The sequence below is a fragment of the Nocardia sp. NPDC004151 genome (assembly GCF_042874235.1).
Lineage (GTDB): Bacteria > Actinomycetota > Actinomycetes > Mycobacteriales > Mycobacteriaceae > Nocardia.
Genome location: NZ_JBIAMR010000008.1, coordinates 88,510 through 110,863 on the forward strand (window position 1 = coordinate 88,510; position 22,354 = coordinate 110,863).

Below are 22,354 nucleotides of genomic sequence, written 5' to 3' on the forward strand. Positions count from 1 at the left end.
GATTGAAATACTGATTGAACCGTGTTTGACTGCTTGGCATGGTCGAGAAGGTGTCCGCGGGAACGCGGGAACGGCTGATCGCCGCAGCGGAGCAACTGCTGCTGACCGAGCCGTACGACGAGGTCTCGGTGCGGGCGGTGTGCGCGGCGGCCGGGGCCAATCCGGCGGCCGTGCACTACCACTTCGGGTCCAAGGAGGCGCTGGTCGGCGCGCTCATCGAGGATCGGCTCGGACCGCTGTGGTCCGAGGGACTCGCCGGAGCGCGGGGCGGGCGCGATTCGGTGCCCACGGTGGTGGACGCCATCCTCGCGCCGTTCGTCACGCTGGCGGCGGATCCGCTGGGGCGCTTGCACTTACGGCTGCTGGCCCGCTTCGTCCTGGGACGGCATCTGACCACCTGGCGAGGGCCGTGGTTCCAGATGGATTCCTGGGCACCGCTACTGCCCGAACTGTCACGGGGCCAGGCCGCGCAGCGCTGGATGCTGGCCTTCGACCTGATCATCATGCGATTCGGCGCACCCGAGATCGAGGATCACGGCATGCCGGAATCGGCGCTCACGGCCCTGCGCACCTTCGTGGTGGCCGGACTCACCGCATCGGGAGAACAACCATGAACGACATCTTCGCACCGGCGAAACTCGGCCCGATCACCCTGCGCAACAGGGTGATCAAGGCCGCCACCTTCGAGGGCCGCACCCCCGAGGCGCTGGTCACCCCCGAACTCATCGACTTCCATCGCGAGGTCGCCGCGGGCGGGGTCGGTATGACCACGGTCGCCTACTGCGCGGTCGCGCCGGGCGGGCGCACCGACCGGCACCAGATCTGGATGCGGCCCGAGGCCGTTGCCGGACTGCGGGAGTTGACCGACGCCGTACACGCCGAGGGCGCGGCCGCCAGCGCGCAGATCGGGCACGCCGGACCGGTCGCCAATGCCGCCTCCAACCGAGTGCCCGCGCTCGCGCCGAGCCCCTTGTTCAGCCCGCTGAGCATGAAGGCCATGAAGGTGCCCGGCGACGCCGAGATCCGCGAACTCATCACCGCGCACGCACAGGCCGCCCTGCTCGCCGAGCAAGCCGGATTCGACGCCGTCGAAATCCATTTCGGCCACAACTATCTGGTCAGCTCGTTCCTGAGCCCGCTGCTCAACCGGCGTGGCGACCGCTGGGGCGGGCCGCTGGTCAACCGGGCCCGGCTGGCCCGCGAAATCGCCTGCGCCGTCCGCGAAGCCGTCGGTGACCGGCTCGCGGTGACCGCCAAACTCAATATGGAGGACGGCCGCCGCGGCGGGCTCACCATCCCCGAGAGCGTGCAGGTGGCCGCGTGGCTCGAAGCCGACGGCGCCCTCGACGCGCTGGAATTGACCGCGGGCAGTTCCCTGCTCAACCCGATGCTGCTGTTCCACGGCGACGCGCCGCGCAAGGAATTCGCCGAGGTCCTGCCCGGTCCGGCGCGGCTCGGCTTCAAGGTGGTCGGGCGCGCCTTCCTCAAGGAGTACCCGTACCAGGAGGCATACCTGCTGGAGCGGGCCCGCCAGTTCCGCCGGGAACTGTCCATGCCGCTGATCCTGCTGGGCGGCATCACCAATCTCGACACCATGAACCTGGCCCGCACCGAGGGCTTCGAGTTCGTGGCCATGGGCCGGGCGCTGCTGCGCGAACCGGACCTGTTGCGGCGCATCCAATCCGAGGCGGGCACCCAGTCCGCCTGCGTGCACTGCAACAAGTGCATGCCCACCATCTACACCTCCACCCGCTGCGTGTTCCGGCCGGAGCGGACCATCATCGATTTCGACGGAAGGCAGCGAGCATGAGCGGGGCAAGCCCGGAGGCGGCAGCGGAGCGTAACCACGGAGGGCTCCGCTCGGGCTCGACCGAACACGGCATGCGTGGACGGCTCGACGGGCGGGTAGCCCTGATCAGTGGCGGCGCATCGGGAATGGGCGCGTCGCACGCGCGCGCGTTCGTGGCCGAGGGCGCTTCGGTGCTCATCGGCGACATCTCCGACGAGGCGGGGGCGAAGCTGGCCGCCGAACTCGGTGACGCGGCGGCGTTCATCCACCTCGACGTGACCAGCGCCGCGGACTGGCGGGCCGCGGTGGACGCGGCCGTCGAACGGTTCGGCAAGCTGAATGTGCTGATCAACAATGCCGGCATCCTCGACTTCGGACCGCTCGGCGAATACACCGAAGAACAGTGGCAGCGCGCGCTTTCCATCAATCTGACGGGCCCGTTCCTGGGTTTGACCGCCGCCCGTGACGCCCTCGTGGCGGCACGGCCCGCGTCGGTGGTGAACATCTCCTCGGCCGCCGGAATCCAGGGCGTGCCGGGCGCGCACGGCTACACCGCCTCCAAGTTCGGGGTGCGCGGACTGACCAAGTCCGCGGCGATCGAGCTTGCCCCGCACGGGGTTCGGGTGAACTCCGTGCACCCGGGCGGGATCCTGACCCCGATGATCGGGGTCGCCGAGGGCACCACCGCCGATCGCGCGGCCAACCCCCTGGCCCGCCTCGGCACCCCCCAGGAAGTCACCGACGTGGTCGTCTTCCTGGCCAGCCAAGAATCCAGCTACTGCAACGCCGCCGAATTCGTCGTAGACGGCGGCATGACAGCCGGCCGCCCCGTCTGATCCACCGAGTGGCACATGCTGGAGGCGGAATCGGACATATCCCCTCCAGGATGTGCCACTCGGCGAATTGTCACTGCTTGTAGGTGGCCAGGAAGCGGCCGATGCGCTCGATGATGGCTTCGAGTTCGTCGGCGTGTGGCAGCGTCACGATTCGGAAGTGGTCGGGGCGCGGCCAGTTGAAGCCGGTGCCCTGCACGATGTGGATCTTCTCGCGCAGCAGCAGATCCAGGACGAACTGTTCGTCGTCGTGGATCTTGTACATGTCGAGATCGATGCGCGGGAAGGCGTACAGCGCGCCCTTGGGCTTCACGCACGAGATGCCCGGGATCGCGTTGAGCGCCTCCCACGCGCGGTCGCGCTGCTCGCGCAGGCGGCCGCCGGGCAGGGTCAGGTCGTAGATGCTCTGGTGGCCGCCGAGCGCGGCCTGGATCGCCTGCTGCGCGGGCACATTCGCGCACAGACGCAGACCCGACAGCATGGTCAGGCCCTCGAGGTAGTTCTCGGCGTGCTCGACCGGACCGGAGACCACCAGCCAGCCGCCGCGGAAACCGGCGGCGCGGTAGGACTTCGAGAGTCCGGAGAAGGTCAGGCACAGCACATCCGGGGCCAGGGCCGCGGTGGCGGTGTGGGTGAGGTCGTCGTAGAGGATCTTGTCGTAGATCTCGTCGGAGAACACCACCAGGTTGTGGCGGCGCGCGATCTCGAGCATCTGCCGCACCACCTCCGGCGAATACACCGCGCCGGTGGGGTTGTTCGGGTTGATGATGACCAGGGCGCGGGTGCGGTCGGTGATCTTGGCTTCGATATCGGCCAGGTCCGGCATCCAGTCGGCCTGCTCGTCACAGATGTAATGCACCGGACGGCCGCCGTTGAGCGCGGTGGCGGCGGTCCAGAGCGGGAAATCGGGTGCGGGAACCAGGACTTCGTCGCCGTTCTCCAGCAGCGCGGTCATGGCCATCATGATCAGTTCGGAGACGCCGTTGCCGAGGAAGACCTGCTCGACGTCGATCTCGCTCAGACCCAGGGTCTGGTAGTACTGCACCACCGCGCGGCGCGCCGAGAGCAGGCCCTTCGACGAGGAGTAGCCGCTGGACTGCGGCAGGTTGCGGACCATGTCCTGGAGCAGTTCGGCGGGCGCTTCGAAGCCGAAGGGCAGCGGGTTACCGGTATTGAGCTTCACGACGTGATGCCCCTCGGCTTCCAGCCGTGCGGCATGCTCGGCGACCGGTCCACGGATCTCGTAGGACACGCCCGACAGCTTGCTCGACTGCTTCACCTGCATGAACGACCTCTTCTCGGTGTGGTTGCCGCACACTCTACTTGGAATTTCCAAGTTTGCACTTGGTATTTCCAAGTTGTTGGTTACAGTGGGATCGTGCCACGCCGAAGCTACGACCACTACTGCACCGTGAGCCGCGCCCTCGACATCGTCGGCGACCGGTGGAATCTGCTGGTGGTCCGCGAACTCTGTTCGGGCCCGCGCCGCTACAGCGACCTGTTCGCCGACCTGCCCGGCATCAGCACCGACGTGCTGGCCGCCCGGCTCAAGGACCTCGAGCGTGACGGGATTCTCACCAAACGCCGCACCGGGCCGCGGGCGGGTACCGCGCTCTACGAACTCACCGACTCCGGCGCGGCGCTGCGGCCGGTCCTCGACACCCTCTCGGCCTGGGGCACCGCCCAGCTCGGCGAGCAGCGCGCCACCGACGCCGTCCGCGCCCACTGGTTCGCGCTCCCCCTCGGGCGGGCCGTCGCCGAACTCGTCCCCGCGGGCACGGTCACGGTCCGCATCGGCGACACCGTCTTCCACTACGTGATCACCGAGACCGGCCTCACCCACCACGACGGACCGGCCGACACCCCCGACCTGGACCTGCGGCTCGATCTGGCCGCGGCGAGCGAGATCGCCACGGGCGCACGCTCACTCGCCGACACCCTCGCCGAGGCCACCAGCACCGGACATCCGGTCGCCTGAGGCGGGCCGTCCGCGCGGCACGGGCGACGGGTCACCCGCCGTCGGTAGCATCGGCTGGGTTGCGTCCGCATCGACCGAGGAGGACCGCGTGACCAGCGACGCCGTCGGCACCATCACGATGATCGGATCCGGGAGCGCCAGTGCGACACCGGACATCATGCGGGTAGCCATCTCCGTGGACACCCGCGCCGACACCGTGGCCGCGGCCTACGCCCGCGCCGGGGAGCGGGCCGACGCGGTGATCCAGTCGCTGCGCGGGGACGGAGTGCACGGGCGCGACATCTCCACCAGCGGGCTGACCGTGCGGGCGGACACCGTATGGACCGACGGCAATCGGGAGAAACTGGTCGGGTATTCGGCGGGGACATCGCTGACGGTGACACTGCGCGACATCGCCGGGCCCGACGGGGAAGCCAAGTCCGGCAAGGACGATGGGCCCGCCGCGATCATCGCCCACGCCGTCGCCGCCGGAGGTGACGATGTGCGGCTGGGCGGACTGACACTGACCGTGGCCAACGAGGAAGCGCTGATGGTCCGCGCTCGCGACGAGGCGTGGGATCACGCGGTCAGCAAGGCGGAACAGTACGTGTCGCGGGCAGGCCGCACGCTGGGGCCGGTCGTCGAGATCACCGAGAACATCTCGGGACCGATCCCGGCCCCGCGCGTCGCCTTCGCCGCCGCCGCGAAAGCCGGAGGGGCCCCGGCCATGCCGGTGGAGCTGGGCGAGAGCGAGATCTCCACCAGCATCCGCGTCACCTGGCAGCTCGCCTAGCCGGGAGTCGGAGCCACCGAACCGGAACCGCCCGACCGGGCCCGAGCGGTCCGGTGACGACACGGTTCGCGGTCCCGCGCCGAGCCTGGGCTACCACTCGGCGTCGAGATACGGCCAGGCCTCATCCTTGACGCGTTCGACAATTCTCGGCTTCCCTTCACCGCCGGCCCGGCAACGCCTCCCTCGACAAGGCTCGCCGCCCGCTGTGGCCGGACCCACTCCGGCATCGACCCGCCGCCGAGTCAGTGCTGGACCTGAGCCAGCAATGCGGTGGCGTGGACGATGGTCAGCTGGACGCGGAATCCGGTGGCGTCGGCCCTGGTCCGGTGCGGGAACGGGTCCTCGTCGGTCAGGCCGCGCAGGTCGTGCAGCAGGCGGGTGCCCTCGGCGATGGTGAGCCGGCCGGTGTCGACGAGGTGGCGGACATTGCGGGTACCGTCGAGGTCGTCGGTGCCCGTGGCGTAGGCGGTCACCTGGAGCAGGGCCGCACGCAGGCGCTTCTCACACGCCGGAAAACGGCCGCGCCCATAGTGTTTGACGGCGGCGCGCAGATGGTCGAGGGCGGTCTGCTGGCCGCGCACCTCCAACTCGGTCTCCGGCAGGGTGACCCGGTCGGCGAGCCGCACCGGCAGCTCGCCGGTGGGTTTGAGGCGGCAGCGCACGGTTCCGTCGGGGCCCTCCCCCGTCACCCGGTCGATCTTCATGCGATACCCGTCGGCCAGCAGCGCCCGGAGCAGCTCCGGCATCCACGCCGGAAGACTCTTGCGCTGCAACGACTCCCCCTGCAGGAAGCGTGACACCGTCACCTCGACCAGATCCAGCAGCGCCCGATCGGCCTCCGCGTTCCCGCCCTGCGCCGCGACCCGCGCCCCGTACACCGGACTCACCAGCCGCCCCCAGTAGCTGTCGGCGTTCACCCACATCGGGACCCCGTACTCCGGCCGCTCGAGATCCACCCCCAGCAGCAGCGCCTCGAGCGAGTGGAACTTCGACTGATCCCCGTAGATCAGCTCCAGGACCGACGCCACCGTCGGATCCGACAACGTACTCATGGGCAACATCTTTGGCGCAGCCCCCGAAACCGCCGCCCGCCAACCCACCTGCGCCACAACAAGATCAGAGAGCGGTCGACGCGGGGGGAATCGGACGGAATCCCGCGGTGACAGCTCCCTGATCTCGCAGGTCAGCGTTCGAAGGCGGCGATGCACTCGACGTGGTGAGTGCCGGGGAAGGCGTCGAAGACCCGCAGGGCCACGGGGTGGTACCCGGCGGAGCGGTAGAGGCCCACGTCGCGGGCGAAAGAGGCGGGGTCGCAGCCGATATGGATGACGCGGCGCGGGGAATGCTCGCTCAGGGCGTTGATCACGTCCTTGCCCGCACCCGCGCGCGGCGGATCCAGGACCACGACATCCGGTGCGGCGCCGGACTGTTCGTGAATCCAGCGCTCGACCCGCTCCGCGGTCAGATCCACCCACGGCATATCCCGCAGCGCGGCCCGGCCTTCGGTGACCGCGGTCCGCGCGAACTCCACCCCGTGCACGAAACCGGCGTCGCCGACCTGCCCGGCCAGGCGCGCCGCGAACACGCCCACACCGCAGTACAGGTCCCACACCAGCGCGCCCGGCGCGGCATCGGCCCACTCGGCCACCACATCCGAATAGCACTGCGCCGCACCGTAATGCGGCTGCCAGAACCCGGTCGCCGACAGCTCCCACCGGCGCTCGGCGACATACTGCACCGCCCGCCCGGTGCCATCCACGACCCGCTCGGTCCGGGCGCTGTGCGCCGCCGCCCGCCGTGCGGCGGTACTGCGCCGATCCCCGCCGCGCACGGAACCCCCGGCGCGACCGCCCCGGTCACGCCACTCCCGCTGGCCGCCGCGTTCGCCCCCGGCGGGCGCGACCTCGACCAGATGCCGCATCCCGTCACCGTCGACGGCCACCACGAGATCCGCCCCGGGCGTCCATTGCCGTTCGGCGATGCCCTCCATGGCTCCCGCCATCGGCTGCGGGCATCGCAGATCCGCGATCACCTCGGTGCTGCGATAGCGGTGCACCCCGGCACGGCCGTCGGCGTCCACGACCAGCCGCACCCGGCTGCGCCAGCCACCGGCATACGCGTCCGCCGCCGGCGGCCCGACCAACCGCACGCCGCGCCCGGGCCCGGGGTCGTGTGTCGCCGGACTGCCGATGAGGGCGCTCGCGACATGCGTGGCCACTCCCCCGATCCGGCCCGGCGCGACACCGGTGACCGCGGTCGTGTCCGGGCGTCCCCCGGCGCGCGATTCGGATTCCGGTCCTGACCGAGACTTTGCGGGCACGGCAGGCTCTGGCACCTCGGAGGCACCCGCAGTCGGCTGCGATTCGGGGCGCGAGCCCGCCAGCAGGGTCGCGCCGAGACTCGTGGTCACACCACCAGTCCGTCCGGAACTGCCAGGCAGGGCGATCAGCCCGGTGCGGGAGTCCGGCTGCGCCACCGCACCGGTCGGCAGGCCGACGGGCACCGGGATGGGCTCGACCGTGAAGTCGGGCTCCCAGTCGGCGAGGCGGCGCAGCTGGTCGGCGACGACCTGATGTTTGAGGGCGCGCTGCGCCTCGGGGGTAGCGAAGGTGAAGTCGCAGCAGCCCGCGCCGCCGGGGCCCGAGACCGGGCAGGTGGCGGGGACGCGGTCGGGCGACGGGTCGAGGATGTCGATGGCGTCGGCACGGCAGAACGAGCCGCCACGATCCTCGGTGACCAGGGCCCGGACCAGCTCGCCCGGTAGCCCGTGGCGGACGAACAGCACGCGGCCCTCGTGGCGGGCCACGCAGAACCCGCCGTGGCCGGGCGGTCCGAGACGAACCTCGAAGACCTCGCCGTACCAGTCGGGTCCGCTCACGATTCGTCCCCGAAACCACGACGCACCGAACCGGGCGCGTTGACCACACGGCTGGGGTGGGCCCGCCCCGCCGACGAGGACAGCTGCCAGGGGACGCTGGTCACCATGACGCCGGGCTCGAACAGCAGACGCCCCTTCAGGCGCAGCGCGCTCTGGTTGTGCAGCAGCTGCTCCCACCAGTGGCCCACCACGTATTCGGGGATGAACACGGTGACCACGTCGCGCGGCGAGGTCTTGCGCACCCGCTTCACGTAATCCACCACGGGCTTGGTGATCTCACGGTACGGCGATTCGATCACCTTGAGCGGCACCGCGATATCGCTGGACTCCCATGCGCGCACCAGCGCTCGGGTGTCGGGTTCGTCGACATTGACCGTGATGGCCTCGATGGTGTCGGGCCGGGTGGCGCGGGCGTAGGCCAGGGCGCGCCGGGTCGGCATGTGCAGCTTGGACACCAGCACGATGGAGTGGGTGCGGCTGGGCAGCACCGCGTCCCAATCGGCCTCGTCCAGCTCCCGCGACACGGAGTCGTAGTGGCGGCGAATGAGTTTCATCAGGCCGAAGATCGCCGCCATGGTGATGATCGCGATCCAGGCGCCCGCCAGGAACTTGGTGACCAGCACGATGATCAGGACGGTCGCGGTCATGGTCAGGCCGATGGCGTTGATCACCCGCGACCGCTTCATCCGCATCCGCTGAGTGGGATCGGTCTCGGTGCGCAGCAACCGGGTCCAGTGCCGCAACATGCCGGTCTGACTCAGCACGAACGACACGAACACGCCGACGATGTAGAGCTGAATCAGGCGCGTCACCTCCGCGCCGAACAACACCACGAACGCGATGGCAGCGCCCGCCAGGAACAAGATGCCGTTGCTGAACGCCAGCCGGTCACCACGGGTGTGCAGCTGACGCGGCAGGAAACGGTCCTGCGCCAGAATCGAACCCAGCACCGGGAAACCGTTGAAGGCGGTGTTGGCCGCCAGCACCAGGATCAGCGCGGTGACGATGGTGATGAAGTAGAACCCGGCCGGGAAGCCGGAGAACACCGCCCCCGCCAGCTGCGCCACCAGGGTCTTCTGCTCGTAGCCCGCGGGCGCGCCGATCAGGTCCGAGGTGTCGTGGGCGTAGACGATGCCGACCTTCTGGGTGAGCACGATCATGCCCATGAACAGCGTGACCGCGATGCAGCCCAGCAGCAGCAGGGTGGTCGCGGCATTGCGCGACTTGGGTTTGCGGAAGGCCGGCACACCGTTGGAGATGGCCTCGACACCGGTCAGCGCCGCACAACCGGAGGAGAAGGCGCGGGCGATGAGGAACACGAACGCCAGGCCGAACAGGTGCTCGTCCTCGGCTTTGAGCCCGAACCCGTACGACTCGGCGTGCACGGTCTGACCCAGGAAGATCCGGACGAAACCCCAGATCAGCATGACGAACATGCCGATCATGAAGGCATAGGTGGGAATCGCGAACGCCGTGCCGGACTCGCGCACACCACGCAGATTGATCGCGGTGAGGATCACAATCGCCGACACCGCGAACAGCACCTTGTGCGTCGAGACGAACGGCACCGCCGACCCGATATTGGACGCCGCCGAGGAGATCGACACCGCCACCGTGAGCACGTAGTCGACCAGCAGCGCGCTGCCGACCGTCAACCCCGCGGTGGGTCCCAGATTCTTGGTGGCGACCTCGTAGTCGCCGCCGCCGGAGGGATAGGCGTGCACGTTCTGCCGATAGCTGGCCACCACGACCGCCATCACCAGCGCGACCGCCAGACCGATCCAGGGTGCGTAGACGTAGGCGGACAGACCGGCCACCGACAGCACCAGGAAGATCTCCTCGGGCGCGTATGCCACCGAAGACAGCGCGTCCGAGGCGAAGACCGGGAGCGCGATCCGCTTGGGCAGCAGCGTATGACCGAGAGAATCGCTGCGGAATGGGCGGCCCACCAGCATGCGCTTGGCGGCCGTCGTCAACTTCGACACTCCTGGCAGCATAGGTCAGTCCGCGAGGGACCGTGTTCGCGGCGCGACGTGGGCGGTCCGCGGCCGTAGGGTGACCTCGGGCGCTGTGAGGTTTTTCCGGTTCCGGTTTGAACATGTTCCGGAGGGGGAAAGTGCCCGCAGTGAAACTCGAGCGGTACGGTTGCCACCCGGCCGATATTTCGATCAAGCAACCAGACCGCACACCACGGTTTTCGGGAATGGGGTTCGTACGGTGTACGTCGTGATCATGGGATGTGGGCGGGTCGGATCCTCGCTCGCCCGCGCCCTCGTCCGCATCGGCCACGAGGTCGCGGTGATCGATCAGAACTCGAGCGCCTTCCTGCGCCTGGGCCGCGACTTCCCGGGCCTGTGCATCACCGGTGTCGGCTTCGATCGAGATGTGCTGACCCGGGCCGGAATCGAACGCGCCGGCGCCTTCGCCGCCGTCTCCTCCGGCGACAACTCCAACATCATCTCCGCGCGCGTCGCCCGCGAGACCTTCGGCGTGGAGCGCGTGGTCGCCCGCATCTACGACGCCAAACGCGCCGCCGTCTACGAGCGCCTCGGCATTCCCACCATCGCCACCGTGCCCTGGACCACCGACCGGTTCCTGCGCACCCTGGTCGCCGACCAGTCCACCACCACCTGGCGCGACCCCACGGGGACCGTCGCGGTCACCGAACTCGACGTGCACGAGAACTGGTACGGGCGTTCGGTACACGAGCTCGAGGAAGCCATCGGCGCCCGCGTGGCCTTCGTCATCCGCTTCGGACAGGGCGTCCTGCCCACCGGCAAGTCCATGCTGCAGGCCGACGACCTGGTCTACATCGCCGCCACCTCCGGCACCGTGGGCGAAGCCGTCGCCCTCGCCGCCAATCCCCCTGCCCCTGAGCACTGATCGTGAAGGAATCCCGATGAAGGTAGCCATCGCCGGGGCCGGAGCCGTCGGACGCTCCATCGCCCAGGAACTGCTACGCGGCGGTCACCAGGTCATGCTGCTCGAGCGCCGCCTCGACCACATCGACCCCACCAGCGCGCCCGCCGCCGTCTGGACCCACGCCGACGCCTGCGAGCTGGAGACGCTCGAGGAAGCCGGACTCGAGACCTACGACGTGGTCATCGCCGCCACCGGCGACGACAAGGTGAACCTGGTGTTCAGCCTGCTCGCCAAGACCGAATTCGGGGTGCAGCGGGTGGTGGCCCGGGTCAACGACCCGCGCAACGAGTGGCTGTTCGACTCCTCCTGGGGCGTCGACGTCGCGGTGTCCACGCCGCGGCTGCTGGCCTCGCTCGTCGAGGAGGCGGTCTCGGTCGGCGACCTGGTGCGCCTGATGACGCTGCGCCAGGGTCAGGCCAACCTGGTCGAGATCACCCTGCCCACCGACACCCCCTTGGCGGGCAAGGCCGTTCGCACCCTCACCCTGCCCCGCGACGCCGCCCTGGTCACCATCCTGCGCGGCGGGCGCGTCATCGTCCCACAGGCCGACGACCCGCTGGAAGGCGAGGACGAACTGCTGTTCGTCACTTCCATCGAGGCCGAGGACGAGCTGCGCAAGACGCTCGGCGTCTATGGGGTCAACGGGCTCGGCTCGGCCGAAGCCACCGCCTGACCCGCGACCCCCGCATACGGCGATGGGCCGGGCGCACCCCCTGCGCCCGGCCCATTCGCCGTCTTCACCCCCCGAACCCTCAGGACGCCTCCCGCAGTTCGGCGCGCAGCCGGTTCAGCGCGCGGTGCTGCATGACCCGGACCACGCCCGGGCTGGTGCCGATGGCCTCGGCGGTCTCGGCCGCGGTCCAGCCCAGCACGATCCGCATGACCAGCACCTCACGGTGGGTCGAGGACAGCACCTGCATGAGGTCGCGGGTGGCGCGACGGGTCTCCATCGCCAGCGCCCGCTCCTCCGGTCCCGCCTCGGTGTTCGGGGCGTCGGGGAACTCCGCGACCGGGTAGGCCGGGTGCAGCTGCGCCCGCCGGAACGCGTCGGCCACCTTGTTCGCCGAGATGCCGTAGACGAAGGCCAGGAAGGACTTGCCCTGGTCGCGGTAGCGCGGGATGGCCTGCACCGTCGCCAGGCAGATCTCCTGCGCCACATCGTCCGCGGTCACGTGCAGGTGGCCCGCGCCGCTCATGCGAGCCGCGCAGTAGCGGCGCACCAGCGGGTACACGATCTTGAGGATCTCGGAGACGGCGGCGCGGTCACCGGCGGCGGCCGGGCCGATCAGCTTCTCCAATTCCGCTGCGGCGCGCCGGGACTCCGAGGTCGCCACACTGCCGGTCTTGCTGCCTCCCCGCCCCGCCGGGTGCCGGCGCGAGGCTGCAATCTGCACCGCGGTCCCGAGCCCCTCGCCCCGTTCCTGCGCTGCCACTGCCTTGCCGTCGGTACTCAACACCGCGTTCCTTTCTCCGTAGCCTGTGAGAGCTTCTGAGAAAGATCGTGCTCGCCGGGAGGCCGCCGAAATAGGTACCCCAGGGGTGGGTTGGTCACCCCCTTCCGTCCCCCGACGGCCCCGAAGGTGTTGCGCGACGCGGATTTAGCGCGATAAGTGCCCGAAATGGACGATTGAGCTAGACGGCGGAGTCCGAGGCCCCGGCCGCATTCGCCCTGGCAGAGGGCAGATGACCGGCCTTGCGGACCGCCCAGAAGGTCACCAACGCCGCCACCGCGGTCAACGGCCACCCCATCGCAATGCGCGCCACCGCGAGCAGACCGGTGCTGTTGGCCGCGTACAGATGGTTCTGCACCAGGTACCGGGCCACGAACACCAGCGCCCACACCGCGGTCGCGATGTCGTAGAGCCGCATGGCGCGCTTGTCCGAACGCCACCCGGTGCCGTGCCCGTTCAGGGCGCCCCAGATCACGCCCGCCAGCGGCCAGCGCACCACCAGCGACAGCAGGAACGCCCCGCCGTACACCAGGCTCGCGTAGATGCCGAACAGGAAGAAGCCCTTCGCCTCACCCATCCGGTAGGCGATGAACGCGCACACGCCCACCCCCAGGAAACCGGAGATGGCGGGCTGGATCGGACCGCGACGCACCAAGCGCCACACCAGGATCGCCGCGGCCACGGCCAGCGACGCCCAGATCGCGGCGGTCAGGCCGCGCAGCGAATTCACCGGCACGAACACCAGTACCGGCAGCGAGGAGTAGATCAGGCCCGACAGGCCGCCCATCTGCTCGAGCAGGGTGGGCTCGGGGCCGTCCTCGGCGCCCTCGTGGTCCTGGTCGGCGGCGCGTTCGGCGTCGACCATCGCCTGCATGTCCTCGTCCAGCAGCGCCTTGTCCAGCCGCCACGGGATCTCACCGGCCTCCGGTACCGCGTTGAGCTGGACCGTGGGCGGATCGAAGGCGGGCGCGCCATAGGGCTCGGCGGGGCCGCGGCCCTCGTCGCCGCTGCTGGTGGGGTTCGGCATGAGTGTCAGGAATTCCCGCGCAGTTCGTAGTAGGGGTTGTAGATGACCTTGCCGCCATCGCGTTCACCGACGCGGCCGCGGACCAGAATACGACGGCCCGGTTCGATTCCCGGGATACGACGCCGTCCGATGAACACCAGGGCCACACTGTCGGTGCCGTCGAAGAATTCCGCGGCGACCTCCGCCCCGCGGGCCTTGGGACAGGCCTCGACACTGCGGAGCCGGCCGACCATGGTGACTTCCTCACCACGCCGGCATTCCGATGCCCGGGATGCGCCCGACGCCTCCGACGTCTCGGCGAGCTCCTCGGCATCCAAACGATCCAGGTCCTCCGTCAGTCTGCGGCCGAGCCGCCGGAAATAGCCTGACGGGGTGTCCTTCCCACCCGCGGATGGCATCTCGCACGCTCTCCTGTAGAGCTCGGACGGCGTGGGTCTCACGTCGTTCGTTCCTTCCACGTCGACCGGGCGGTTTGCCACCCGACCGCTCGTGGCCGTACCTCCGCCACTGTAGATGGGACGGGCTGCACCCGCCACGCGCGCCCGTCCCCGCTACAGTCGGCCGGTGCCCGATCTTCCCCGTCCGGCGGTCGCCGTCGCCCTGCCCGGAACCGGCTCCGACGCCCATTTCGCCCGCCGCGCCTTCGGATCCGCCTGCGCCGCATTGGATCTGCCATTCCTCGCGGTCGACCCGGACCCGCGCGCCGTGATCGAGAGCTACCGGGCCGCCCTCGACGCCGCCGCCCGCTCCGGACCCGTCCTGGTCACCGGGATCTCGCTGGGCGCGGCCGTCGCGGTGGACTGGGCCGCCGAGCACCCCGACTCGGTCTTCGGCGTGGTCGCCGCGCTGCCCGCCTGGACCGGCGCCGACACCACCGGCTGCCCCGCGGCCCTGTCCGCGGCCGCCACCGCCGCCCAGCTGCGCGCCGACGGCCTCGACGCCGTCATCGACCGGATGCGCGCATCCAGCCCCGCTTGGCTGGCCGACGCTCTGACCCGCTCCTGGACCTCCCAGTGGCCCGAACTGCCGTCCGCGCTGGAGGAGGCCGCCGCCTACGCCTGGCCCGAACCCGGGCTGCTCAGCCGGGTCAGCGCACCCGTCGAGATCATCGCCGCGGTAGACGATCCGGTGCACCCACTGGCGGTGGCCGAGCAGTGGGCCGCGCACCTCCCCCACGCCACGCTGCACAGGATCACACTCGACGAGTTGGGTTCGGACCCCTCGATTCTGGGTACCCGTGGCATCAATGCCCTCTTCCCTCGCCGCGTCACCGCTCCCTGACCGAATTCCGGCCCACCGCAGCACAACTCCGGCCCCGCGCAGCACAACTCCGGCCCCGCGCAGCACAACTCCGGCTCGGCCGACCACGTTCGTCGGGTCCGAGGCCCGGCCGTCCGCCGCGCGGACGCCCATTCAGCCGACAGCGAAACGGGGCACCGCCCGTGTGGCGATGCCCCGTTTCGTCGTGTGTCAGAGCCGAATCCGGGTCGGTGATCGCGACCCGGACAGCTCGGTGCGGACCTCTACGGTCAGTTCAGACCCAGCTGCTGCATGGCCGAGCCCTCCGCGCCGCGCCGCGGCTCGGTCGGGGCCTGCTCGGGCTGGAAGGCCGGACCGCCCTGCATGGCGTCCATCTGGGCCTGCATGGCCTGCTGCTGGGCCGCCAGCTGCTGCTGGTGGGCGGCGGCCAATTGGTCGGCCAGCTCCTGGGGTAGGACCACGGGGAGGGGTTCGCGGACCGGTAGCGGCTCGTCGCCGCGGCGGACCACGGTCTCACCCATGACCGCGCGAGCGGCCGCGACCAGCGGCGTGTTCTCGTCCGCCGCGCCGGTCGGACCCGCCGCGACGAGGCGAACCATCCAGCGGTGACCGTCCACGCCGATGAACCGCAGATCCGCGCCCTGGGTGATGGCGTGCAGCTCGCGGCCCCACGGGCCCTGCACCACCGACACCTGCGCGCCGTCCTTGCGCAGCGTCTCCGCCAGATCGGCTGCCACCGAACGCCATTGGCCCGCCGACTTGGGCGCGGCGTAGGCCGCCACGGTGATGCGGCCGTGCTGGGTGGCCAGGTGCACCGCCTGCGGGGTGCCGTCGGGGGTCATCTCGACCTGCAGCTGCCCGCCCGGCGGCACCGGCACGATGACCGAGCCGAGGTCCAGGCGCTGTTCGGCGATGGCCTCGAGCCGGTCGGCGACGTCCTCGTAGTCATACGGGCCGATCTCGGGGCCGCGCGCGGGCGCCGGCTCGTCATCGTATTCGTCTGCCGCGTCAGCGGTTTCGTCGTACTCGTCCTCGTACTCGTCGTACTCGGTGTACTCGTCGTCGTACTGCGGCGCGTCGTCTCTGTCGCCGCCCTTGCTCTTCTTGCGTCCGAACACCATCGTCATGCCTCCTTGCCGGTCGCCTGACCCGCCCCACCGGACTGCGCGAGGCTGGCATGCCCACCGCTGGATCCGTATCCTCCCGCGCCGCGCGCGGTGTCGTCGAGCGCCTCCACCTCGACGAAGTCCACCAACTCGACCTTCTGCACCAATAATTGTGCGATGCGGTCACCCCGCCGGAGCTCGACCGCCGTACGCGGATCGTGGTTGATCAGGCACACCTTGATCTCACCGCGGTATCCCGCGTCGACCGTGCCGGGGGTGTTGACAACCGACAGGCCCGCCTTGGCCGCCAGCCCGGAGCGCGGATGGATCAGCCCCACCGTGCCGATCGGGAGGGCCACCGCGATGCCGGTACCGACCAGCACCCGCTCCCCCGGTTCGATGATGACGTCCTCGGTGGTGCACAGGTCCACGCCCGCGTCGCCCTCGTGAGCACGCGTCGGTACGGGGATGCCGGGATCGAGCCGCAGCAGGGGAATAGGTGGAATACCGGTCACGTGCGCCGAGCCTACGCGTTCGACCGCTCAGTCATTGACCTAGTCTGAGGTCGTGTCCGACCAGCCCCCTCAGGTGAAACCTCAGCCGCAGACCAAGCCCCTCTACACCGAGCGCCTCTGGGTGCCGCTGTGGTGGTGGCCGGCCGCGCTCGTCGTGACCGGGCTGCTGGCAGCCGAAATCCACATGGGCGCACCGGGTGTGCGGGCCTGGCTGCCTTATGTGCTGCTGTTCCCGGTCGCGGTGTGGGTGCTGCTGTGGTTCTCGCGTCATCGCCTGGAAGTGGCCCCGGACGCGGACGGCGTCCCGGAACTGCGCACCGGCCGCGCGCATCTGCCCGCGACCTTCGTCAAGCGGGCGGCGCCGGTTCCGGCCAGCGCGAAGAGTGCGGCGTTGGGTCGACAACTCGACCCCGCCGCCTTCGTCCAGCATCGGGCCTGGATCGGGCCCATGGTGTTGCTCGTCCTCGACGATCCCGAGGATCCGACGCCGTACTGGCTGGTCAGTACGCGTCATCCGGAACGTGTGATCGCAGCGCTCGGCCTGGAGAACGCGGCCGAATCGGCCTGATCCCCTTCGATCACTTTTCCTGAGAAGTACTGCGCGATCCGGCCCGGCCCGCGCTCGGTGAACCGAGCGCGGGCTGGCCGGACACGCTCCGAGGGACCGAGCCTTAGGCGGCGCAGTCCATGCAGATCAGCTGACCGCCGGCCTCGCTGGCCAAGCGGCTGCGGTGGTGCACCAGGAAGCAGCTCGAACACGTGAATTCGTCCGCCTGCTTCGGGATGACCCGGACCGAGAGCACTTCCTCGGAAAGGTCCGCGCCGGGAAGCTCGAACGACTCCGCGGTATCGGATTCGTCGATATCCACGACGGCGGACGCGGCTTCGTTGCGGCGAGCCTTCAGCTCCTCCAGCGAGTCCTCCGAAACGTCGTCGGATTCATTGCGCCGCGGTGCGTCATAGTCGGTTGCCATGTCGTCTTCCCCTCGTCCTCACTCCGTATATCCCGGACCGGCACCCGTCCGACCGCCTCCTTCCGGAGCCTGATCGGGCCGCGGTACCGCCCCGCCCGTGGTGTACGTCACGCGTACACCGGTCACAGATCCGGGCCGGATAGTTCCTCATCCGCACCGGATCGCGCTCGGTCAACGCAGGACATGCCCTTGTTGTTCCCGAAATCGAACCCCAGATTCACCTGGGTTGTACGATCTGGGCCGCCAGACAATAGCGGACCCCGGGACCAAAGTCGCAATCAAAACCCGCGCGAGTTGAAACTGAGGGGCAATCGTCACCGCCGAGGGAACTGTCCGAGATCTTCCGCACCTCCTCGAGACCTCCTCTCCACCTTCGCGACACCCCGCGCGCCACACCGGTGCCCGACTTGCCGCAGCCGTTCACACGACAATCCCGACGTTTTCGTAGAGTGTGGGCGTGGTTTCACTGATCACCCAAGGTAAAGCGACCGATCCGAGCGGGCGGAACTTCATTCGCCGACGCTGGGAGCCCTGGGCCGCCATGGTCGGCGTCATCGCCCTGATCTGCGTCGTCGTGTGGTTCAAGGCGCTGACGACGAGCGAGGGTGACCAGGGCGCGATGGCCTGCAACTCCCCCAGCCCCGCGTCGAGCACCGCCGCGGCCAAGCCCGCGCAGCTCGGCGAACGCGTCGGCAATTCGCGGCTGCGCGATGTCCAGCCCGCCGCGCTCGCCGCCTCCAAGGTGCGGGTGTTCAACGCCAACGGACAGCGCGGCCAGGCCGCGCATGTGGCCTCCCAGCTGGGCGATCTCGGTTTCGCCAGCGCCCCGGACGTGCAGATCGGCAATGACCCGGTCTATGTGAACGGCGATCTGGAGTGCACCGGGCAGATCCGCTTCGGCGTGAAGGGCCGGCCCGCCGCGGCCGCGGTCCAGCTGGTCGTGCCGTGCGCCGAGCTGATCGAGGATCAGCGCCAGGACGAGACCGTCGACATGGTGCTGGGCTCGCTGTTCCGCGACATCCGGCCCAGTACCGATGCCGAAGAGGTGCTGCGGGCGCTGAAGAACCCGACGCCGGGCACCGCGCCCGCGGTGGACCAGAAGCTGCTCGACGCCGCGCGCCACGCGAAGTGTTGAGAATCTCTTTCGTGACGGCTCGGCTCTGACCGTTCGCGCCGTCCGCGAAACTCGCGCCGTCACAGTCGAATAGATGCCCCGGGGCCCGATGCCCCGGGGACAAAACGATCGCCGCGACCGCCTCGGTCGCGGCGATCGGCTGTCCAGCCCTCTGTCAGGGAACCGGGATAGGGGTGGTGACATCGAACCGTTCGAACAGGCCGAACAGTTCGTCAGCGATGCCGGGCGCCGCCGCCGACACCAAATCACCTGCTGCGCCCGGCGAGTCGAGCTCCGGCGGCAGGATCAGCCGTGCGCCCGCCTCGGTGGCGATCAGCGCGCCCGCGGCCCAGTCCCACAGGTTCAGGCCGTGCTCGAAGTAGGCATCGGTGCGGCCCTCGGCCACCGCGCACAGGTCCAGGGCGGCCGAACCGAAGCGGCGGAGGTCGCGAATGTGCGGCAGCACCTTGCCGATCAGTTCACCCTGGCGGGTGCGGCGCGGGGTGGCATAGGCGAAGCCGGTGGCCACCAGGGCCATGGACGCCGTGTCGACCGGGTTGGCGCGCAACGCAACCGGGTCGCCGCCGGGGGCGGCGCCGTCGGGGCTGGAGTCGGCGCGGTGCGCGCCCAGGCCCAGCCCGGCGCTGTAGGTGACGGCGTGCGCGACGTCGGCGACCGCGCCCGCGACCGGTCGGCCGCCGCGGACCGCGGCCACCGACACCGAGTAGGACGGGATGCCGTAGACGAAGTTGACGGTGCCGTCGATGGGGTCGACCACCCAGTGCACCAGGTCCGGGTCGTCGGTGATGGTGCCGCCGTCCTCCTCGCCGACCACCCGGTCGCCGGGGCGCAGGTCGGCGACCAGCTTGCGGACCAGCTGCTCGGTCTCGGTGTCGACGATGGTGACGGGGTCCGTGGGGGTGGACTTGGACTGCACGGCGTCGGTGGCGTGCGCGCCCGGCCCGAAGACCTGCGGGCGGCGCTCGCGGACGTGGGCGGCGGCGGTCTCGGCGAGATGCACCGCGACCCGGCGCAGTTCGGCTATGTCTGAAGTGTCGGTGTTCGTGGCGTCGGCGGGGGCGATGGAAGTGAAATTCGATTCCGGCACGAGCTCCATCGCAGCACAGATCCGGCATCGCGCGCATTAGGCTTGTCGTGCACGACACAAGGTGCAGGTCGAGGGAGAGTACGAGGTGTGGTCCATGTCCGATCCCGGGCACGCGTTCGGCATCGATATCGGTGGCAGCGGTGTGAAGGGCGCCGAGGTCGATCTCGCGACCGGTGAGCTGATCTACGAGCGCATCAAGATCGCGACGCCGCACCCGGCCACCCCGAACGCGGTCGCCGAGGCGGTGGCCAAGCTGGTCGCACAGGCCGGCTGGGAGGGCCCGGTCGGCATCACCATGCCCAGCGTGGTGCTGCACGGCCAGGTGCGCACGGCCGCCAATATCGACAAGACCTGGGTCGGCATCGACGCCCGGCATCTGTTCTCGGTGGCGCTCGGCGGCCGCGACGTGACGGTGCTCAACGACGCGGACGCCGCGGGGATGGCCGAGGACCGCTACGGCGCGGCAAAGGATCTCAGCGGTCTGGTAATGCTGCTCACCTTCGGCACCGGTATCGGTTCGGCGGTCATGTACAACGGTGTGCTCATGCCCAACAGCGAGCTGGGGCACATCGAGGTGGATGGGCGCGAGGCCGAGCATCGGGCGGCCGCGTCGGTCAAGGATCGGGTCGGCATGACCTACCCGGAGTGGGCGGTGGAGGTGTCCAAGGTGCTGGTCACCTTGGAGAACCTGTTCTGGCCGAACGTGTTCGTCGCCGGTGGCGGCATCAGCCGCGATCACCAGGAGTGGATTCCGTTGCTCACCAACAGAACCCCCGTGGTGCCGGCCGCTCTGCGCAACACCGCGGGCATCGTCGGAGCCGCCATGGCGGTGTCAGCCGGTATCGCACCGTAAGTAAGCTGGTTCGATCGTTACAATGGAACGCATGCCCGGCGGTGAGCCGGAAACCGACACCGGCACGAGAGCCGGCTTATCCCCCCGACAGAACCGCTCCGCCGGATGATCACTCTGGCGTGACGCCGCACGAGACCGTCACGAAAGGGCGTACGTGGTAGCCACGAATACCCAGGACACCGCCGATTCGGCAGCAGCCGCCGACTCAGCAGACACCACCGCAGCACCCGCGGTCAAGAAGGCCGCCGCCAAGAAGGCTCCGGCCAAGAAGGCCGCTGCGAAGAAGGTCGCGGCCAAGAAGACCGCGGCCAAGAAGGCCACGAAGGCGACCGCCAAGAAGACGGCCGCCAAGAAGGCGTCGCCGAAGAAGGCGGCCGAGCCCGGTGCCGAGGGTGAGGGCGACGAGGCCATCGACGACGAGTCGTTGGAACTCGACGACCTGGGTGACATCGAGCTCGACGAGGACGAGCTCGAGGACGAGGAGATCGTCGACGAGTCCGACGACGAGGAGGAGGGCGAGGCGGCCGCCGCGCCTGCCGCCGCCGCCGAGGCCGACGACTCCGAGGAGGCCGACGAGCCGTCCGCGAAGGACAAGGCGTCCGGTGACTTCGTCTGGGACGAAGAGGAATCCGAGGCGCTGCGCCAGGCCCGCAAGGACGCCGAGCTCACCGCTTCCGCCGACTCGGTCCGCGCCTACCTGAAGCAGATCGGTAAGGTCGCGCTGCTCAACGCCGAGGAGGAGGTCGAGCTAGCCAAGCGCATCGAGGCCGGCCTCTACGCCACGGAGAAGCTGCGCGAGTTCGCCGACAAGGGCGAGAAGCTACCCGTGCAGTCGCGCCGCGACCTGCAGTGGATCATGCGTGACGGCAACCGCGCCAAGAACCACCTGCTGGAGGCCAACCTCCGCCTCGTGGTCTCGCTGGCCAAGCGCTACACCGGCCGCGGCATGGCGTTCCTGGACCTTATCCAGGAAGGCAACCTGGGTCTGATCCGCGCGGTCGAGAAGTTCGACTACACCAAGGGCTACAAGTTCTCGACGTACGCCACCTGGTGGATCCGTCAGGCGATCACCCGCGCCATGGCCGACCAGGCCCGCACCATCCGCATCCCCGTGCACATGGTCGAGGTCATCAACAAGCTCGGCCGCATCCAGCGCGAACTCCTCCAGGACCTGGGCCGCGAGCCCACCCCGGAAGAGCTCGCCAAGGAAATGGACATCACGCCGGAGAAGGTGCTGGAGATCCAGCAGTACGCGCGTGAGCCGATCTCCCTGGACCAGACCATCGGCGACGAGGGCGACTCCCAGCTCGGCGACTTCATCGAAGACTCCGAAGCAGTCGTCGCCGTCGACGCGGTGTCCTTCACCCTGCTACAGGACCAGCTCCAGTCGGTCCTCGAAACGCTCTCCGAGCGTGAAGCAGGCGTCGTCCGCCTCCGCTTCGGCCTGACCGACGGCCAGCCCCGCACCCTGGACGAAATCGGCCAGGTCTACGGCGTCACCCGCGAACGCATCCGCCAGATCGAGTCCAAGACCATGTCGAAGCTACGCCACCCCAGCCGCTCACAGGTTCTGCGCGACTATTTGGACTGAGTTCGAACCCTGATTGGGCCCCTGAGCTGCGGCTTCGGGGCCCAATTCCTTCTTTGTGGCGGAGCACAGAGCTCTCAGTCAAGACAGACAGCGGTATGGTGATCGAACATACAATCGACCTCGCCACGCTGTTGCCCTCGTGGGAGCTAGCACGGCGGCCGAACGCAAATCCGACCACACAGT

General features: G+C 69.5%; 23 protein-coding genes. 12 read left to right on the top strand and 11 right to left on the bottom strand.

Features of this window, described 5'->3' with window-relative positions:
- Window positions 1–38 precede the first annotated feature (38 nt).
- The 3 genes from ACFYTS_RS19410 to ACFYTS_RS19420 all read left to right on the top strand — a co-directional run bounded on the left by ACFYTS_RS19410 (window position 39) and on the right by ACFYTS_RS19420 (window position 2,625).
- The gene (locus ACFYTS_RS19410) at window positions 39–614 is read left to right on the top strand and encodes a TetR/AcrR family transcriptional regulator (RefSeq protein ID WP_387306063.1); all 576 of its coding nucleotides are present in this window, start codon (window positions 39–41) and stop codon (window positions 612–614) included.
- Complete coding sequence (locus ACFYTS_RS19415) at window positions 611–1,810, top strand: NADH:flavin oxidoreductase (protein WP_357283116.1); 1,200 nt, start codon at window positions 611–613, stop codon at window positions 1,808–1,810. Before ACFYTS_RS19410 ends, ACFYTS_RS19415 begins: the two co-directional genes overlap by 4 nt.
- A gap of 71 nt (window positions 1,811–1,881) precedes the next feature.
- Entirely contained in the window at window positions 1,882–2,625 is a 744-nt protein-coding gene (locus ACFYTS_RS19420; protein ID WP_387306065.1) for an SDR family oxidoreductase, read from the top strand.
- A gap of 70 nt (window positions 2,626–2,695) precedes the next feature.
- Here ACFYTS_RS19420 and ACFYTS_RS19425 read toward each other — a convergent pair whose 3' ends face one another.
- Window positions 2,696–3,979 carry a pyridoxal phosphate-dependent aminotransferase gene (locus ACFYTS_RS19425; protein WP_379100203.1) on the bottom strand — a complete coding sequence of 428 codons (1,284 nt, stop codon included), beginning with the start codon at window positions 3,977–3,979 and terminating at the stop codon, window positions 2,696–2,698.
- 21 nt (window positions 3,980–4,000) lie between these two features.
- Here ACFYTS_RS19425 and ACFYTS_RS19430 point away from each other — a divergent pair, with 21 nt between their 5' ends.
- Together ACFYTS_RS19430 and ACFYTS_RS19435 are read left to right on the top strand one after the other, a co-directional pair.
- Entirely contained in the window at window positions 4,001–4,600 is a 600-nt protein-coding gene (locus tag ACFYTS_RS19430) for a winged helix-turn-helix transcriptional regulator (RefSeq protein ID WP_387306068.1), read from the top strand.
- An 88-nt stretch (window positions 4,601–4,688) separates the two neighbouring features.
- Window positions 4,689–5,372, top strand: a complete 684-nt coding sequence (locus ACFYTS_RS19435) for an SIMPL domain-containing protein (protein ID WP_387306070.1) — start codon at window positions 4,689–4,691, stop codon at window positions 5,370–5,372.
- A gap of 242 nt (window positions 5,373–5,614) precedes the next feature.
- Here the strand turns inward: ACFYTS_RS19435 and ACFYTS_RS19440 are convergent, their stop codons facing one another.
- The 3 genes from ACFYTS_RS19440 to ACFYTS_RS19450 form a co-directional block, all read right to left on the bottom strand.
- The gene (locus ACFYTS_RS19440; protein WP_387306072.1) at window positions 5,615–6,424 is read right to left on the bottom strand and encodes a hypothetical protein; all 810 of its coding nucleotides are present in this window, start codon (window positions 6,422–6,424) and stop codon (window positions 5,615–5,617) included.
- A gap of 131 nt (window positions 6,425–6,555) precedes the next feature.
- A complete protein-coding gene (locus ACFYTS_RS19445; RefSeq protein WP_387306074.1) occupies window positions 6,556–8,250 on the bottom strand; it encodes a class I SAM-dependent RNA methyltransferase in 1,695 nt (564 codons plus the stop codon).
- The gene (locus ACFYTS_RS19450; RefSeq protein WP_357283104.1) at window positions 8,247–10,235 is read right to left on the bottom strand and encodes an APC family permease; all 1,989 of its coding nucleotides are present in this window, start codon (window positions 10,233–10,235) and stop codon (window positions 8,247–8,249) included. The genes ACFYTS_RS19445 and ACFYTS_RS19450 overlap by 4 nt, the downstream gene beginning before the upstream one ends.
- 232 nt (window positions 10,236–10,467) lie before the next feature.
- Here ACFYTS_RS19450 and ACFYTS_RS19455 point away from each other — a divergent pair, with 232 nt between their 5' ends.
- Window positions 10,468–11,133, top strand: coding sequence for a TrkA family potassium uptake protein (locus ACFYTS_RS19455; protein ID WP_357283103.1), 666 nt, complete (start codon window positions 10,468–10,470; stop codon window positions 11,131–11,133).
- A gap of 16 nt (window positions 11,134–11,149) precedes the next feature.
- The gene (locus tag ACFYTS_RS19460) at window positions 11,150–11,845 is read left to right on the top strand and encodes a TrkA family potassium uptake protein (RefSeq protein WP_357283101.1); all 696 of its coding nucleotides are present in this window, start codon (window positions 11,150–11,152) and stop codon (window positions 11,843–11,845) included.
- A 79-nt stretch (window positions 11,846–11,924) separates the two neighbouring features.
- On the opposite strand, the gene ACFYTS_RS19465 is transcribed toward ACFYTS_RS19460, so the two are convergent.
- The 3 genes from ACFYTS_RS19465 to ACFYTS_RS19475 all read right to left on the bottom strand — a co-directional run bounded on the left by ACFYTS_RS19465 (window position 11,925) and on the right by ACFYTS_RS19475 (window position 14,048).
- Window positions 11,925–12,506 (bottom strand): sigma-70 family RNA polymerase sigma factor, encoded by a 582-nt coding sequence (locus tag ACFYTS_RS19465; RefSeq protein WP_357283220.1) that lies wholly within the window; start codon window positions 12,504–12,506, stop codon window positions 11,925–11,927.
- A 298-nt stretch (window positions 12,507–12,804) separates the two neighbouring features.
- Window positions 12,805–13,488 carry a DUF3159 domain-containing protein gene (locus ACFYTS_RS19470; RefSeq protein WP_387306417.1) on the bottom strand — a complete coding sequence of 228 codons (684 nt, stop codon included), beginning with the start codon at window positions 13,486–13,488 and terminating at the stop codon, window positions 12,805–12,807.
- Window positions 13,489–13,655: 167 nt separating this feature from the next.
- Window positions 13,656–14,048 carry an OB-fold nucleic acid binding domain-containing protein gene (locus tag ACFYTS_RS19475; RefSeq protein WP_357283100.1) on the bottom strand — a complete coding sequence of 131 codons (393 nt, stop codon included), beginning with the start codon at window positions 14,046–14,048 and terminating at the stop codon, window positions 13,656–13,658.
- Window positions 14,049–14,214: 166 nt separating this feature from the next.
- Between ACFYTS_RS19475 and ACFYTS_RS19480 the strand changes: the two genes are divergently transcribed.
- Window positions 14,215–14,931, top strand: a complete 717-nt coding sequence (locus tag ACFYTS_RS19480) for an alpha/beta fold hydrolase (protein WP_387306077.1) — start codon at window positions 14,215–14,217, stop codon at window positions 14,929–14,931.
- Between the two features lie 248 nt (window positions 14,932–15,179).
- Here ACFYTS_RS19480 and ACFYTS_RS19485 read toward each other — a convergent pair whose 3' ends face one another.
- Complete coding sequence (locus ACFYTS_RS19485) at window positions 15,180–16,028, bottom strand: DUF3710 domain-containing protein (RefSeq protein ID WP_387306418.1); 849 nt, start codon at window positions 16,026–16,028, stop codon at window positions 15,180–15,182.
- A 5-nt stretch (window positions 16,029–16,033) separates the two neighbouring features.
- Window positions 16,034–16,531, bottom strand: a complete 498-nt coding sequence (dut, locus tag ACFYTS_RS19490) for a dUTP diphosphatase (protein WP_357283096.1) — start codon at window positions 16,529–16,531, stop codon at window positions 16,034–16,036.
- Window positions 16,532–16,583: 52 nt separating this feature from the next.
- Here dut and ACFYTS_RS19495 point away from each other — a divergent pair, with 52 nt between their 5' ends.
- Window positions 16,584–17,099 (top strand): DUF3093 domain-containing protein, encoded by a 516-nt coding sequence (locus ACFYTS_RS19495; RefSeq protein WP_387306079.1) that lies wholly within the window; start codon window positions 16,584–16,586, stop codon window positions 17,097–17,099.
- A 103-nt stretch (window positions 17,100–17,202) separates the two neighbouring features.
- Here ACFYTS_RS19495 and ACFYTS_RS19500 read toward each other — a convergent pair whose 3' ends face one another.
- Complete coding sequence (locus ACFYTS_RS19500) at window positions 17,203–17,505, bottom strand: DUF4193 domain-containing protein (RefSeq protein ID WP_040859007.1); 303 nt, start codon at window positions 17,503–17,505, stop codon at window positions 17,203–17,205.
- A 457-nt stretch (window positions 17,506–17,962) separates the two neighbouring features.
- On the opposite strand from ACFYTS_RS19500, the gene cei reads away from it, so the two are divergent.
- Window positions 17,963–18,640 (top strand): envelope integrity protein Cei, encoded by a 678-nt coding sequence (gene cei / locus ACFYTS_RS19505; RefSeq protein WP_357283092.1) that lies wholly within the window; start codon window positions 17,963–17,965, stop codon window positions 18,638–18,640.
- A gap of 154 nt (window positions 18,641–18,794) precedes the next feature.
- Here cei and ACFYTS_RS19510 read toward each other — a convergent pair whose 3' ends face one another.
- On the bottom strand, window positions 18,795–19,736 hold the full coding sequence (locus ACFYTS_RS19510) for an inositol monophosphatase family protein (protein ID WP_387306082.1): 942 nt from the start codon (window positions 19,734–19,736) through the stop codon (window positions 18,795–18,797).
- Between the two features lie 85 nt (window positions 19,737–19,821).
- On the opposite strand from ACFYTS_RS19510, the gene ppgK reads away from it, so the two are divergent.
- Window positions 19,822–20,580: a polyphosphate--glucose phosphotransferase gene (ppgK, locus tag ACFYTS_RS19515; protein ID WP_357283090.1), complete on the top strand. Its 759-nt coding sequence runs from the start codon at window positions 19,822–19,824 to the stop codon at window positions 20,578–20,580.
- A gap of 154 nt (window positions 20,581–20,734) precedes the next feature.
- Window positions 20,735–22,171, top strand: a complete 1,437-nt coding sequence (locus ACFYTS_RS19520) for an RNA polymerase sigma factor (protein ID WP_357283088.1) — start codon at window positions 20,735–20,737, stop codon at window positions 22,169–22,171.
- Window positions 22,172–22,354 lie beyond the last annotated feature (183 nt).

Coding starts and splice junctions, on each gene's coding strand:
- ACFYTS_RS19440 (WP_387306072.1), bottom strand. CDS start 6,424: ATGAGTACGTTGTCGGATCCGACGGTGGCGTCGGTCCTGGAGCTGATC.
- ACFYTS_RS19500 (WP_040859007.1), bottom strand. CDS start 17,505: ATGGCAACCGACTATGACGCACCGCGGCGCAATGAATCCGACGACGTT.
- ACFYTS_RS19510 (WP_387306082.1), bottom strand. CDS start 19,736: ATGGAGCTCGTGCCGGAATCGAATTTCACTTCCATCGCCCCCGCCGAC.
- ppgK (WP_357283090.1), top strand. CDS start 19,822: ATGTCCGATCCCGGGCACGCGTTCGGCATCGATATCGGTGGCAGCGGT.
- ACFYTS_RS19415 (WP_357283116.1), top strand. CDS start 611: ATGAACGACATCTTCGCACCGGCGAAACTCGGCCCGATCACCCTGCGC.
- ACFYTS_RS19410 (WP_387306063.1), top strand. CDS start 39: ATGGTCGAGAAGGTGTCCGCGGGAACGCGGGAACGGCTGATCGCCGCA.
- ACFYTS_RS19470 (WP_387306417.1), bottom strand. CDS start 13,488: ATGGTCGACGCCGAACGCGCCGCCGACCAGGACCACGAGGGCGCCGAG.
- ACFYTS_RS19460 (WP_357283101.1), top strand. CDS start 11,150: ATGAAGGTAGCCATCGCCGGGGCCGGAGCCGTCGGACGCTCCATCGCC.
- ACFYTS_RS19475 (WP_357283100.1), bottom strand. CDS start 14,048: ATGCCATCCGCGGGTGGGAAGGACACCCCGTCAGGCTATTTCCGGCGG.
- ACFYTS_RS19420 (WP_387306065.1), top strand. CDS start 1,882: ATGCGTGGACGGCTCGACGGGCGGGTAGCCCTGATCAGTGGCGGCGCA.